Raw genomic sequence first — 14,308 nt, forward strand, 5'->3', positions numbered from 1 at the left:
ACGCAACAGATGAAGATGATCGAACATTCCGGCCCTGCGCAGGAGCGCAGGCTGTCATGAAGGTATACAAACCTGAATGGCAGTGCACCTTTTAGCGTAAGCCCGCGACCTCGGTCAGGAATGCCTCGATACCTGCCAGGTAGACCGTCTCGCTCTCCAGGAAGCCGGTATTGTGACTGCCGCCAATCATCAGCAACCTCTTGGGCTCGGGTGCCGCCTCATGGACCGCCTCGCCCTCGGCGAAAGGGATGATATCGTCATCCCGGCTGTGGATGACCAGTACCGGCGCCTCGCTCTGTGCAACGTAGGCGGCGGTGTCGTAATTGAAGCGCGACAGCCAGCGGGCCGGCAGGATGGGATAGAGCCGCTGGGCCAGATCGGGAACAGAGCGGAACGGCGACTCCAGGATCAGCGCCGCGGGGCGTGCCTCGCCCTTGAGCTCGCGCGCCAGATTCGCCGCTACGGCCGCTCCCAGCGAACGACCGAACACCACGATCTCATCAGGCGCGAGGCCAGCCGTCTCGCGCAACCAGCGCCAACCGGACCGGGCATCGAGCGCCGTGCCAGCCTCGGAGGGGCTACCCTCGCTTTTCCCATAGCCTCGGTAGTCGAGGATCAGCACCGAGAGCCCCAGGCGGTGGAACTGTTCGATCGAGTCCAGACGGTGGGAGATGTTGCCGGCATTGCCATGCAGGAACAGCAAGCTGCCCCGTGTCGCCTGAGCCGGCACCCACCAGGCATCCAGGTGCAGGTCATCGCTGGTTCGCAGGGTAACCGGCTCATATTCCAGGCCGCGATCCTGGGGAGTCACAAGATACTCGTCACCGCCTACATGCGGCTGATAGAGCAACTGGCCCTGAAAGGCGCAGGCCACCATCACCAGCAAGGCGTAGGCCAGCAGCAGCCAAAGGAGCAGACGCAACAGGGGATGGAGATCACTCATCGGCATTCTCGAGATCCGAGGTTCATCCACTACCCTGGTCCAACCACGGCCACCGTGAGTATCGAAGGAACATCAACTATTGATTCAAAAAAGGCTCATGCGTTTCATCACGCCGTCGCGCTTGATCAGCCAGTGATAGAGGGCACCGGCAATATGCAGCAGCACCAGCCCCAGGATCGTCCATCCCAGGCGGCCATGCCATAGGAACAACTGCTCCGAGAGCGCCTCGTTCTCGCCGATCAGCCCCGGCAGATTCCAGTGAAGGAACTGCACTGGAAAGCCGCCGCTAGCAGTGGCCGTCCAGCCGAGCATCGGCATGACCAGCAGTGCGAGATAGAGCAGGTGGTGGACGCTTGTGCTCACTATCCGCTGGAACGGATGCAGCGGTGGCTCATGGAGCGGCACCACGAAGAGCAGCCGAGTGATCACCCGCGCTATCATCAGGCAGAGTATCAGCACCCCGAAGGACTTGTGCGCGGTATAGAGCAGGTCGGTCAAGGCGTCACCGAGCCTCTCAACGGCGCTCTCGTAGCCGAGGAAGCCCAGGGTGAGGCCGCTGGCCAGCGAAAACAGCAGCACCAACGCGACCAGCCAGTGCAGCACGCGGTGGGGATAGGCATAACGATCAGGATCATCCATGGCGCTCTCACATCCGGAAATGACGAGTCATTGCTTCATCCTAGATGATCCCGGCGTTGACGGGGTGTCGGTGCTCTCACTGCCGGACCATCGTTAGCGCCTTAGCGCTCTGCTCTTGCTGGCCATCCTTGCCGTACCGGCGACTCGGTGGGCTCTCCGCCCCGTTACCATTGGCCAGTGCGCTGCCCCCTGCGCTGGCAACCTGTCGGATTTACTACGGATCTGTTGCAAAACCCGCGCTTTCAGCCAATTTCATTCGATCTGATTCGTCAACTAGCGCGCTATTCGCCTCATCAGATCGATAACCTTGTCTCGAAATCCGTCTATTCCGCAACGACCGGTCAAGCCCGACAGGCTGCTAGAATGGACGGATTTCGCGTCACCTTAAGGAACGACAGCATGCAATCACGCTACTTCATCATCAACGACTTCCCCCAAGGCACGCCCGAACGCGAGCTGTTCGAGCTGCACGAAGCCGAGCTTTCTAACCTCGCCGAGGGCGAAGTACGAATCCGCAACACCTGGCTGTCGGTGGATCCCTATATGCGCGGCCGGATGAGCGGCGTGAAGACCTACATCGACCCCTTCGTCATCGGCGAGCCGCTGGAAGGCGCCGCGGTGGGCGAGGTGATCGAATCGCGGGACTCCCGCCTGGCCGTAGGCGACAAGGTCCGACATATGGCCGGCTGGCGGGACATCGCCCAGCTGCCGGGCGACCAGGTCGAAGCGCTGCCGAGCATCGAAGTACCGGAGCAGGCCTACCTCGGCGTGCTCGGCATGCCGGGCATGACCGCCTGGACGGGCCTGAACCGGATCGCCGAGATGCGCGACGGCGACAACGTGCTGGTCAGCGCCGCCAGCGGCGCGGTAGGTTCGCTGGCCGTGCAGCTGGCCAAGGCCAAGGGCGGCACCGTGGTGGGCATCGCCGGGGCGTCCGAGAAACTCGAGTGGCTGGAATCCCATGGCATCAAGGCGGTGAGCTACCGCGACAGAGATGCCCAGCAGCTAACCGAAGCGCTCGAGGCAGCCTGCCCGGAGGGCTTCGACGTCTACTACGAGAACGTCGGTAGCGTCTGCCTGGAAGCGGCCCTCAACACCCTGCGTACTGGAGGGCGCATCGCCGTGTGCGGCATGATCGCCCGCTACAACGCTGAGGGGCCGGCACCGGGGCCGAGCAACCTGGCCATGCTGCTGATCAAGCGCCTGCGCATGCAGGGCTTCATCATCTTCGATCACTGGGCCGACTATCCGCGCTTCCTGGAAGAGGTCGGGCCGCAGGTCGCCAAGGGCGAGATCGACTACGCGGAGACCGTCGAGGAAGGCCTCGAGCGCACGCCAGACGCCTTCCTGGCCCTCTTCGAGGGCGCCAATACCGGCAAGATGCTGGTGCGGCTCTGAACGACATCTGGCTGATGGGTCAGCGCTGACCCATCAGCGCTCCGCCGAGTCATCCCGCTCGTCTTTCTCGGATACCCCGGACACCTCGGATACCGACGAAGTGACCGTGCTGATCAGTTGAGGCACGAAGCGTTCCGAGAAGCCCGCCACGAACGACCAGAACAGCAGCTTGGCCAGATCCGGTCCTGTGCTCGGGTAGGTTTCTTGGAAGATGTGCAGCATGAAATCCTCGCCCTCCTCGACATCGTCCTGGGTAGGGAACGAGAAAGCGGGAAAGAGATCCCCCGAGACGATGCCGGAGAGGAACACCAGGTAGAGCACCAGGGCGAACACCCCGCCGAAGATGGGCACCAGCAGGATCTGGAACCAGGAGGCATTCAACAAGGCGAGCTCTTCGTCCGCGACCTTGTTCAAGCGTTGCTGAATGCTGACGAATCCCCCGATGATGCCGCACAGGGGCACCGCCCAGGTCACCAGAAACCGCTGGTCGAAGAAGAAGGTCAGCGCGAAGATCCCTCCCAGCACGGCAACGGCCAACGTTGTCATGACGATCAGGCGCTTGGTGATGGCATGGATATGCCGGATGCGCTGCATGATGAGGCCTCCGAACCGCGCTCCCTCCCTTGACGATAGTCGACATGCCCAGGCTCCACCATGCGGAGGGGTACCCATTCGCTACCCTCACGAACCGCTCGCGGCGGGTGACAGAGTTTCCGTGATGCGAGGGATCCGTGGGCTGGCACCACTTCCTTACAACAGGGTGTGACCGGACCCCTTCTCTCAGCCGCGCGGGTCCAGCACGCCCGCATACCGAACTCCGCTCAGCAGGGCCATCTCGCGCTGCCAGGTGGCCAGGTCCTCGCGGTTGAACTTGTCCAGACGGTCGTGACCACAGGCCCGCGCCATGACCTGCATCAGCGAGACAGAGGCCTCGAGGAAGCTCTGCAGCTGCTGCGCGGATTTGTCGACGTTCAGCCGCTGGCGCAGGTCTTCCCGCTGGGTGGCGACGCCGGCAGGGCAATTGTTGGTGTTGCAGATCCGAGCGGCCACGCAGCCGATCGACTGGATGGCGCTGTTGGCGATGGCGATGCCGTCCGCCCCCAGGGCCATGGCCTTGACGAAATCACTCGGCACACGCAGCCCGCCGGTGACGATCAAGGTGACCCGGCCACTGGCCCCCTGCTCATCCAGATGGCGACGGGCGCGAGCCAGGGCCGGAATGGTGGGCACGCTGATATGATCGCGGAAGAATTCCGGGGCCGCCCCGGTGGCCCCACCACGGCCGTCGAGGATGAAGTAGTCGGCACCGGCATCGAGGGCGAACTGGATATCCCGCTCGATGTGATTGGCGCTGAGCTTGAAACCCACCGGGATGCCGCCGGTCACCTCGCGCACCCGGTCGGCGAAGTGCCGGAAGTCCTGCACCGAGTGCAGGTCCTCGAAGGTGGGAGGCGAGGTTGCGGGTTCACCTTCCGGGATGCCGCGCACCTGGGATATCTTGCCGGTGTTCTTGTTGCCCGGCAGATGGCCGCCGGTGCCGGTCTTGGCGCCCTGTCCGCCCTTGAAGTGGAAGGCCTGGACCTTCTGGAGCAGCTCTTCCCGGTAGCCGAACTGGGCGCTGGCCAACTCGTAGAAGTAGCGGGAATTTTCCTGCTGCTCCTCCGGCAGCATGCCGCCTTCCCCGGAGCAGATCCCGGTACCGGCCAGCTCGGCGCCGCGGGCCAGGGCGATCTTGGCCTCCTCGGAGAGCGCACCGAAACTCATGTCCGAGACGAACAGCGGCATGCTCAGGGTCAGGGGTTTCCTGGCCTCGGGGCCGATGACCAGCTCGGTGGCGACCTCGGCATCCTCCATCAAGGGCTGGGTCGCCAGTTGGGCGGTCATGATCTGCAGATCGTCCCAGTGCGGCAGGGTGTGGCGCGGCACCCCCATGGCGGTGATCGGCCCATGAGGCCCCATGTTCCTCAAGCCTTCGCGGGCCAGCTTATGGATGAAGGCCACCGTGGGTTCCTCCCGGGTAGCTTCGGCCTCCGGGGCCTTGTCGGAGGCATCCTTGGCTTCCGGGCCCTCGTCAGCCGCGTCTTTCGCCTCGGCGGGCGCCTCCTTGCCTACCTGGTCATCGTCGAACATCTGGTGGGTACCGTCGCAGAAGGGCGCATCGGCGGTGTGCTTGCACTGGCAGAGCACGGCCTCACCGTCCTGTTCAGCCACAAAGCTCTTGGGTGTAATGCCAGTGCCGGCGTGGGAGCCATCGCAGAATGGCTGGTCGGCGGAGCGCCCGCACATGCAGAAGGCGTATTCCTCGCCCTTGGTCAGGGTCACCTTGGTGGGCTTGTTGTCGGCGATAACGGGCTGGCTCATGGGGACTCGCTCCTGGTCAGTTTGGCGCCGGCAACCCCGGCGCAACGGTGTGCCATGGGCCTCCTTTCGCCACTTGGCGGCGCGAGACCCTCAACCCTGCTGACACATCTCACGAATTCCATGTTGACACAGCGGGCGCCGTGGCGCCCTCGCGGGCCATCAACCTTACGACTGTAGCCATGATGCGGCGAGGAAGATGACGACCAAAGTCGGGTTACCAAAGTCTGCAATTGAAGACGGCTGATGTAAGGGCCGTTAGATGGTAAAATTACACCTCTGTAACAAAGAGAATCCGCACTGGATTGACCAGAGACGGCGGATACTGCGGCAACCTCCAAGATCCTGCCTCTCATGACCTCCTTCCATAACGTTCCCCAGTCGGCTATCCGCAGCCACATGCCCCTTCTCGATCGGCTCCAGACCCCGGTCTGGATCTTCGATATCGAGCTGGGGCGAATTCACTATGCCAACGCTGCCGCCTTGAGACTCTGGGAGGCCGAAACGCCGCAGGAACTCTACGCCCGAGACTTCTTATCGACGATGAGCCAGGCGACACGGCGGCGCCTGACGGATTATCTCCCGCGCCTGGCAAAGGGGGAGATCATCGATGAACACTGGAGTTTCTACCCCGGCGACCAGGCCATCTCGTTGCACTGTCGCTGCAGCCATTACGCCATGAATGATGGACGCACCGGCATGCTGGTAGAGGGGCTCGAAAGCGAGTTATCCCTGGATACGCCCAGCTTGCGCGCCCTGGAGGCCCTGAGGCACACCCCCATGATGGTCTCGGTGTTCGACGGGCTAGGCCGCCTGCTGGTGCGCAATCCAGCCGCCCTCGAGGCACGTCGAGACCTTCTCACCTTCGAGGCTTGCTTCACGGATCACGACTTCGCCGGGCAGATCCTCCAGCAGCTGAAGAGCGAGCCGAGATGCTCGCTGGATACGATCATGCGGGTCAGCGACAGCGAGCGCTGGCACCATGTCGACCTGTGCCGTGCCACCGACCCCAAGACGGGCCTGCCGATGATCGTGATGGGCGAGTTCGACATCACGCCACGCAAGACGCTGGAGATCGAGCAACTCGTCTCCAAGCGTCAGCTGGAAGTGGTCATCGAGGGCCTCGATGCGGGCCTGCTTCTCGAGGACGAGAATCGCCAGGTCATCATGGTCAACCAGGCCTTCTGCGACCTGTTCGGCCTCGAAGTGCCTCCCGAGCAGCTCGTGGGCATGGACTGCCGGGAGGCCGCCCAGTCCACCAAGGGCCATTTCGCTGAGCCGGAAGGTTTCGTGACGCGAATCGATGAGCTCCTCGCGACAAGGCGCAAGCAGACCCACGACCTACTGGCCATGGCGGATGGCCGCTTCCTGGAGCGCTCCTACACGCCCCTGTTCGTTGCCGAGGAATACCATGGCCACCTCTGGATATACCGCGACATCACCCGACAGAGACGGCAGGAGGCCGACTGGGTCCGCAAGGCCAGCACCGACCCCTTGACCGGGCTGGCCAATCGGCGCTCCTTCGAGGAGTCCGCCAAGAGAGTCGCCAGCGCGGTAAAGGAGGAGGGACTTCAGGCTGCCCTATTGATGATCGATATCGATCGCTTCAAGGCCATCAACGATACCCTGGGTCACGCCGAGGGCGATAAGGGCCTGCGGCTGCTGGCAGACACCCTGCGAGACAACCTGCGCGACAGCGACCTACCCTGTCGCACCGGCGGGGAAGAATTCATGGTGATCATGCCCGGCATGAACCACGAAGAAGCCCAGGCCATCGCCTGGCGCCTGCTTCGACAGATCGCCGAGGCCACCATCGAGGCAGAGGAGCTGCCCTTTCACTTCACGGTGAGCATCGGCGTCACCGGCTTCAATCCGCTCGATGCAAGCATCGAGACCGTCACCCAGCGGGCCGACGCCGCCATGTACCAGGCCAAGCACGAAGGCAGAAACCGCGTGGCGGTGCGCTGATAACGACTTTCAGGCAAGTTCTCAATCATTGATGATAGCGATAGTTCGGATTAATTGGGGGTTGTTCTTGGCGGATGGTAATTTGCTAAACCGTTCCTCCAAGAGGTTCCTTCGCGCCGATGAAAAATCCTGAGCAGGCACGCCTTTTCGCACTTCAGCAACTCAATCTCCTCGACACTTCGCCTAGCGATAGCTTCGATCGCATCACCCGCATGGCCAGCCAGCTGTTCGACCTGCCGGTCGCCGCGGTTTCGCTGACCGACGCCAATCGCCAGTGGTTCAAGTCGAGAGTGGGGGTCGATCACTGTGAGATACCCCGGGAGAAGGCGCCCTGTGCCGCTGTTTCCGAAGGTTCGAAGGTGGTGATCATTCCCGACATGCTGGCCTCGAACTGGTACCGGGACAGCCACCTGGCCAACACGGGCATCCGTTTCTATGCCGGTGCGCCGCTGACGACTCGAGAAGGCCAAACCCTGGGCGCCATGTGTGTCCTGGGGACAGAGCCGCGCGAGGTCACCGAGCAGGAGAAGGAGACACTCGTCGATCTCGCCGCCATGGTCATGTCGCAGATCGAACTGCAGCATGCCTTCGGAAGGGTCGATTCTCTGACCGGTCTGGCGAATCGCGGCCAGTTCGAAGAGGACCTCCAGGACCTGGCCCTCGATGCCCCCGGCGAGCGACGAGTCGCCCTCTATACCGAGATAGTCGAAGCGAGTCAGCTGAGCGACCTGCATCGCAACATGGGACCCGCCTTCCTGGACGAGCTGATCCGGGTATCCGCGCAGTGTCTTCAGGAAGCCACCGGCGGCGAATCGAAGCTCTATCATCTTGGCGGCTGTCAATTCGTCCACCTGGTATCGGTCGAAAACGACGCCGGCTTGGTCGAACATGCCTTGCGCCTGCGTGAGGACCTGATGGCACTCGAGTCGGCCCGTGAGGTGCCAGTGCTGGTGCGACCCGTCGTGGGCATTGCCCCCTTCCGGCTGGGGGAAATGACGGCCTCCGACATCCTGCGTAGTGCCCATGCGGCAAGCCTCGACGCACGTCAAATGAACAAGGGGGCAGGCAGCTATTCCACAGCGCTGGACGAGCGTTTCCAGCGTCGCATCATGCTGCTCTCCGATGTGGAACGGGCCCTCGAGAGCGACAACGAGTTCTATCTGGTCTTCCAGCCCCGCGTATCCGTAGCAACCGGAATCTGTCAGGGGGCCGAGGCCCTGCTGCGCTGGAAGCATCCGGTTCTGGGCGAGGTCTCACCGGCGGAATTCATTCCGCTGATCGAAAACACCCCCATGGCTCGCTCGTTGACGGCCTGGGTGGTCCATCGTGCGATCCAGCAGGCGGCCCTCTGGCACCGGCAGGGCAGAAAACTACGGATATCGATCAATGTGTCGGCGACCAATCTTGAGGAAGCCGATTTCGCCCAACGCGTGCTCGCCGAGCTCCGCCGGGCAAGCTTACCTACCGACGCCATCGAACTGGAGGTAACCGAGAGCGCCTTGTTAGGCAAGGGTCAGGCAGCGGTTTCCCAGCTCAATGCCCTGATCGAAGCGGGTATCCTGATCGCCATCGACGATTTCGGCACCGGCTACAGCAGCCTCTCCTACCTGCACGAGCTTCCGGCGAATATCGTCAAGATTGATCGGGGCTTCATCACCCACCTGGGCGAGGACGCGCGTACCCAGACATTGGTTGCATCGATGATCAGCATGGCCCATGACCTGGGTTACAGCGTCGTTGCCGAGGGCGTGGAAAGCGAAGCCGCCCTCGCCTACCTGGGCCAACTGGGCTGCAACGAAGTGCAGGGCTATCTGCTCGCTAAACCGCTCCTGCCCGACGCCTTCGAAACCTGGATTGGCAGTGTGGGCGTGGCAAAAGTCGGCTGATCATTTCCCTCCCCGTTTGTCGAGCGTTCGATCTGGCCGCAACGCAACGGGGCGTAACGTCCCCGTAGCAAATATCGGCGCCCAGGACGCGCTATATCAGGCGTGGCCCTTTTCACCCGTAACCTTGTCCTCGGTACGCAGCTCGAAGTCGCTGGCGTCATGGCGCTCATGGAGCTGCATCTCAGGCTCGCCGAAGGTGCGGTTGACCATGCGCCCGCGCTGCACAGCGTCACGACCATCGATCTCGCGGGCCCAGCGCTGCACGTTCTTGTACTCCTGCACCTGAAGGAACTCACCGGCGTCGTAGAGCCGTTCCAGGGCCAACTGGCCGTACCACGGCCAGGTGGCGATATCGGCGATGGTGTAGGTATCGCCCGCCAGATAGCGCGTCTCGGCCAGGCGGCGATCGAGCACATCGAGTTGGCGCTTGGCCTCCATGGCGTAGCGGTCGATGGGGTACTCCAGCTTCTCCGGCGCGTAGGCGTAGAAGTGGCCGAAGCCGCCGCCCAGGAAGGGTGCGCTGCCCATCTGCCAGAACAGCCAGTTCAGTGTCTCGGTGCGCCCGGCCGGATCATCCGGCAGGAACTCGTCGAATTTCTCCGCCAGGTAGAGCAGGATCGCGCCCGACTCGAAGACCCGGATCGCCTCGGGTGTGCTGCGATCGACCATCGCCGGAATCTTAGAGTTGGGGTTGATCTCGACGAAGCCACTCCCGAACTGGTCACCTTCGCCGATGCGGATCAGCCAGGCATCGTACTCGGCGCCCTCGTGGCCACGGGCCAGCAGCTCCTCGAACATCACCGTGGCCTTCACGCCGTTGGGCGTACCCATGGAGTAGAGCTGGAAGGGATGCTTGCCAACCGGCAATTCCTTTTCGTGGGTGGGGCCGGCGATCGGGCGGTTGATGCTGGAGAAGGTGCCGCCGCTGGCCTTCTCCCAGGTCCACACTCTCGGCGGAACGTACGCGTTATCCTGGCTCATGAAATCTCCTGAATGGCGGGTGAAGGGATGATCGCCCGCTGCGACGGGCGCAGCGGGCGAAGAACCGATACCTCCGACGATAACCCTTCAAGCCTTCATCCGCGAGTTCGCCGGCTATAACTCCCGTAAACGCGGCCTAGGCTCTCAGACCGGGCCGCAGCAGGCCTTGAACTTGCGCCCGCTGCCACAGGGGCAGGGAACGTTGCGGCCGGGCTTGAGGCGCTGGATGACGGGATCGCCGTCGAGATAGAACCACTGCCCATCCTCGCGCACGAAGCGCGAGTGCTCCTCCAGCACCGCCCAGCGCCGGCCCTCGCGAAAGGTCGCGCGAAAATGCACCCGGCCTCGATCACCTTCCTCCCCGCTCTCGAGCACTTCGAGACGCTTCCAGGTGGTTGCGGGGTCCGCCTCCAGCGTCGCCGGGCGGGTGCTCGGATGCCAGGTGGCCAGCAGATAGTCGGGAAGGTCGAGCACGAAGGCGCTGTAGCGCGAGCGCATCAGCGCCTCGGGGCTCGGCGCCGGCTCGCCGGCGTGATGACGGCCGCAACACTGGGTCAGTGGCAGGCCACTGCCGCAGGGGCAGGCCTTACGGTCGTGTGTCATGGGTAAACCTTCACTTCGGTAACGACGAGCGGCATGGTACATCACGTCACCGTTTGTCCTGTTACCCTCCGGGATGTTGCCAGTTCTGCAGGAGTGCGGCCGAGTTGGGCGAGGCCTTGACGAGGGCCTGACCGCCGTTAGCGTCTCACTCGCTGCGTTCCGTGCCGATCAGGCACCGCGCTTTTCGCAACCAATTCAATGCCATGCTCAGCCAAGCCAGGTATTCCCTTCATCATTGATGGGAAAATAAGGATTATGCGCCACCTCCCGGAGATAGCCGCCGGGATCAGAAAATTAGCCAGAGTAGCCGTCCCACTCCGCTGTGCGGGCCGGCTTGATGATCCGCCCGCCGGCACTCGGCTGAAATGCCGTTCAATCTGATCCTAGAAACTAGGCGTTGATGGTTGCCAGGGGCAAGGCAGACCGGGCCCGCTTCACGGAATCCCCCCTATCTATTTCTCAGCTTTACAGCGAATTACCGATCGGTAACTTTACAAACGACTCGGGCTGAATACGCAATAAAATTACCGTTCGGTAATTAATTCATTGCGGATCGCCAATTCCGCACCTAGGATTACCAAACGGTACTTACTGTGAGGTTTGCAATGCCGACACACGACAGCCCTATTCTGGCCCACTCTGCCGTTCCCATTCGCCACAGCGAAGACCTCGGCAAGCTGGTGCGCCAGCTGCGCGCCGAGCAGGATCTGTTACAGACCGACCTCGCCGGGCTAGCCGGCACCGGAAATCGCTTCATTGTCGATCTGGAGCGGGGCAAGCCGACCCTGCAACTGCAGAAGGTGCTGGACGTTCTGGATCTGATGGGGCTCGAAGTCGTCGTGCGGCGCAAGGGTGGCAGACGCCATGGCGAGTGACGATACCCTGGAGGTCTACCATGGCGATCACTACGTTGGTCGCCTATACGACGCCCACCCGCTGCGCTTCGAGTATGCGCCAGCGTGGGTGGAACACCCCGATGCGGTTAGCCTCTCACCCTTACTCCCCTTCGAGCAGCAGGTTCACGTTGGCGATGAGGTACTGGCCTACTTCGAGAACCTGCTACCGGAAGGCGACCTGCGTCATCACCTGGAGCTTCGCCACCACACCACAACCGTTTTCGGGCTGCTGAAGGCCATCGGCGGTGATACGGCCAGTGGCTTCACCCTGCTGCCACCGGGGGAGTCACTGGCTCCGCCGACCTATCGGTCCATCAGTTGGGAAGCCCTGGCGACACACCTGCGAAACAGGGAGCGGGGCCCCCTGCTCTCCGAGGAAGCCCGCATCTCGCTGGCCGGTGCTCAGGACAAGTTGCTGTTGATGGTGCAGGAGGACGGAAGCCCCGCCATACCGGAAGGCTCGGCGCCTTCCAGCCATATTCTCAAGCCGGACATTCAAGGCCTGAGAGGAGTATGGGCCACCGCCATCAACGAGACCTTCTGCATGCGGCTCGCCGCCGAACTCGGACTCGAGGTCGCCGAAGCCCACTACCAGCCGGATACCCTTGCCTGTCTGGTACGCCGCTATGACCGCGTTGCCGACGAATACGGAAGGCTGCGACGCCTGCACCAGCTCGACTTCTGTCAGCTCGCCGGTACTCCCTCGCAAATCAAGTATGAAAGCGATGGTGGCCCCGGCCTGGCACGCTGTCGCGAACTCTTGCAACTTGCCGGCGCGCCAGCCAAGGACTTACGGCGACTCATCGGCTGGCTCTTCTTTAATCTATTGATCGGCAATCACGACAGCCACGCCAAGAACCTGGCCATCCTCTACACCGACGACGGCCCCCGGTTGGCACCGTTCTACGACCTGATGAGCACGACGCTCTACAGCGGGCTTTCGCGGCACTTCGCGTTTCGCATCGCCGGCGAGAATCGCCCCGGCAGCATCGAGCGTTCACACCTCGAAGCGCTGGCCCGCTGGATGCGGTTCCAGCCAGGCTACTTCCTGCGCCAGGGGGTCGAACTCGCTGAATGCATGCCGGCAGCTATCGACAGCACCCTCGCCTCTCTGGGTACCGAGGCCCACCAGGGCACGGAGCAGACGCTGTTGGAGAGGCTGCAACAACGACTGCTGAGCAACTGCAGAAAGATGCCTGAGCGGTGGACGGCGAGTAGATGAGGGGCTGTCCCTCATCCCCCGCTCGGAACGCTCAGCCAAGCCAGGTGTTTCCCTCGGCATCGATAGGAAAACCGGGGTTATGGGCCACTTCCCAGAGGTGACCATCCGGGTCGGCGAAATAACCGGAATACCCGCCCCACTCCGCCCTGCTGGCGGGCTTCACGATCCGACCGCCGGCGCGCTCCGCCTCGCTTAGCACCGCGTCGACCTCGGTTTCGCTCGACACATTGGGCGCCAGGGTAATGCCGGCGAAGCTGCTTCTCGCCTCCGTCACGCTTGCAGCACCGAAACCGGTCCAGCCCGAACCAGTCCTTCTCAGGCACGCAGCTCCATTGCGACCTTCCTGGATCTAGAAAATTTAGTAAATTTATTTTGAAATTTACTAAATGTCAATCTAGACTAAAATCCGTACCTATCTTATTGATCGGCAGAAAGGATGATAGCGATGGATAGTGAAGCACTCGTAAAACTTGCCTTGGGCAACTTGAAATGTAGCCAGAAAGACCTGGCCTCTCGCCTCGACATATCGCCGGCCCAAATCACGAAATGGAAAAAGGGCGAACACATGTCCCTAACAATGCAGGATAGACTTAAGAAACTTGCAGATATCGATGAATTAGACCCAGCTTTCGTTCTCTGGTCTGGCTCAAAAGAAAACAGCTTGAAATGGAAAAAACTCATCCATTATCTGGCAGAGCTAGCTCACGAGGGAGCGGAGACAGGTTATTACACCCGCCCTCTGGAAGACGAAGAGGAAACTCTTTGCTGGAGCACATTCCACACACTACAACAAATGGGAGTCTCGATACCTAAAATCTTTCCCAAAGAGCTTGATATTGATTACAACAACCTGGAAGACGAAGAACTTCAAGCACTTCTCGAGACCCCTTACTCGTCACTCATTTATGGTATCTACACGTCACTCAACAGCGTTTACGGCTTTTACGCCGCATACATTAATGACTTGATCTATGATGATCATCTTGACTTATTCGACCCAACAGGATGTGAAATAGAAGCATGCTTGCTTTCCCTTGCCGCCTGCAAGATCGAAGTCGACGATGGTATTGCACCAAACTTCAAAAATTTCAGGCATCAGATTTTATCTGACTACGGAAAGTGGATAAATATCGTTAAAGAAAAAGCCTTCCGAGCTGGTGTGCCGCTGAAAGCCGAGCTTCTCGAGATGGTCTACAAATCTACTGATGAGCTAGATCATGAGGCCGAAGCAGAGAGCCTTGGAGTCAATTCTTCGCGGCTTCACCCCGACATATACATGAATGAACTATTGGTAGGAATGAGAGTCATCCATCAGGTCCTGCCAGCCATAATGAAAAAACTTGAAATAGATAAAGAGTTTGAGTTAGATCCATCAGACTTCAGAGTCAGGTAGAAAAAACAATCAAGCAGCACC

At 61.3% G+C, this 14,308-nt stretch carries 13 protein-coding genes; 6 read left to right on the top strand and 7 right to left on the bottom strand.

The features are described 5' to 3' along the window. Positions 1–91: 91 nt before the first annotated feature. Together U5L98_RS17455 and U5L98_RS17460 are read right to left on the bottom strand one after the other, a co-directional pair. On the bottom strand, positions 92–943 hold the full coding sequence (locus U5L98_RS17455; RefSeq protein WP_322559527.1) for an alpha/beta hydrolase: 852 nt from the start codon (positions 941–943) through the stop codon (positions 92–94). A gap of 84 nt (positions 944–1,027) precedes the next feature. Then, on the bottom strand, positions 1,028–1,582 hold the full coding sequence (locus U5L98_RS17460; protein ID WP_322559528.1) for a cytochrome b: 555 nt from the start codon (positions 1,580–1,582) through the stop codon (positions 1,028–1,030). Positions 1,583–1,981: 399 nt separating this feature from the next. Here U5L98_RS17460 and U5L98_RS17465 point away from each other — a divergent pair, with 399 nt between their 5' ends. Continuing rightward, on the top strand, positions 1,982–2,980 hold the full coding sequence (locus tag U5L98_RS17465) for an NADP-dependent oxidoreductase (protein ID WP_322559529.1): 999 nt from the start codon (positions 1,982–1,984) through the stop codon (positions 2,978–2,980). A 33-nt stretch (positions 2,981–3,013) separates the two neighbouring features. On the opposite strand, the gene U5L98_RS17470 is transcribed toward U5L98_RS17465, so the two are convergent. Together U5L98_RS17470 and U5L98_RS17475 are read right to left on the bottom strand one after the other, a co-directional pair. After that, positions 3,014–3,574 (bottom strand): hypothetical protein, encoded by a 561-nt coding sequence (locus tag U5L98_RS17470; RefSeq protein WP_322559530.1) that lies wholly within the window; start codon positions 3,572–3,574, stop codon positions 3,014–3,016. 186 nt (positions 3,575–3,760) lie between these two features. Continuing rightward, positions 3,761–5,341, bottom strand: a complete 1,581-nt coding sequence (locus tag U5L98_RS17475) for a glutamate synthase-related protein (protein WP_322559531.1) — start codon at positions 5,339–5,341, stop codon at positions 3,761–3,763. A 351-nt stretch (positions 5,342–5,692) separates the two neighbouring features. Between U5L98_RS17475 and U5L98_RS17480 the strand changes: the two genes are divergently transcribed. Both U5L98_RS17480 and U5L98_RS17485 read left to right on the top strand, forming a co-directional pair. Further along, entirely contained in the window at positions 5,693–7,306 is a 1,614-nt protein-coding gene (locus U5L98_RS17480; protein WP_322559532.1) for a diguanylate cyclase, read from the top strand. Between the two features lie 119 nt (positions 7,307–7,425). Continuing rightward, positions 7,426–9,192, top strand: a complete 1,767-nt coding sequence (locus U5L98_RS17485) for a sensor domain-containing phosphodiesterase (RefSeq protein ID WP_322559533.1) — start codon at positions 7,426–7,428, stop codon at positions 9,190–9,192. Between the two features lie 96 nt (positions 9,193–9,288). Here the strand turns inward: U5L98_RS17485 and yghU are convergent, their stop codons facing one another. Together yghU and U5L98_RS17495 are read right to left on the bottom strand one after the other, a co-directional pair. Next, complete coding sequence (gene yghU / locus U5L98_RS17490) at positions 9,289–10,173, bottom strand: glutathione-dependent disulfide-bond oxidoreductase (protein WP_322559534.1); 885 nt, start codon at positions 10,171–10,173, stop codon at positions 9,289–9,291. Positions 10,174–10,317: 144 nt separating this feature from the next. Next, positions 10,318–10,776, bottom strand: coding sequence for a YchJ family protein (locus U5L98_RS17495; protein ID WP_322559535.1), 459 nt, complete (start codon positions 10,774–10,776; stop codon positions 10,318–10,320). Positions 10,777–11,381: 605 nt separating this feature from the next. Between U5L98_RS17495 and U5L98_RS17500 the strand changes: the two genes are divergently transcribed. After that, a complete protein-coding gene (locus tag U5L98_RS17500; protein ID WP_322559536.1) occupies positions 11,382–11,651 on the top strand; it encodes a helix-turn-helix transcriptional regulator in 270 nt (89 codons plus the stop codon). Next, positions 11,641–12,894: a type II toxin-antitoxin system HipA family toxin gene (locus tag U5L98_RS17505; RefSeq protein ID WP_322559537.1), complete on the top strand. Its 1,254-nt coding sequence runs from the start codon at positions 11,641–11,643 to the stop codon at positions 12,892–12,894. The genes U5L98_RS17500 and U5L98_RS17505 overlap by 11 nt, the downstream gene beginning before the upstream one ends. A gap of 31 nt (positions 12,895–12,925) precedes the next feature. Here the strand turns inward: U5L98_RS17505 and U5L98_RS17510 are convergent, their stop codons facing one another. Next, entirely contained in the window at positions 12,926–13,168 is a 243-nt protein-coding gene (locus tag U5L98_RS17510) for a VOC family protein (RefSeq protein ID WP_322559538.1), read from the bottom strand. 171 nt (positions 13,169–13,339) lie between these two features. Here U5L98_RS17510 and U5L98_RS17515 point away from each other — a divergent pair, with 171 nt between their 5' ends. Beyond that, positions 13,340–14,287, top strand: coding sequence for a helix-turn-helix transcriptional regulator (locus U5L98_RS17515; protein ID WP_322559539.1), 948 nt, complete (start codon positions 13,340–13,342; stop codon positions 14,285–14,287). The last annotated feature ends 21 nt before the right edge of the window (positions 14,288–14,308 follow it).

Source organism: Halomonas sp. (assembly GCF_034520545.1).
Taxonomy (GTDB): domain Bacteria; phylum Pseudomonadota; class Gammaproteobacteria; order Pseudomonadales; family Halomonadaceae; genus Halomonas.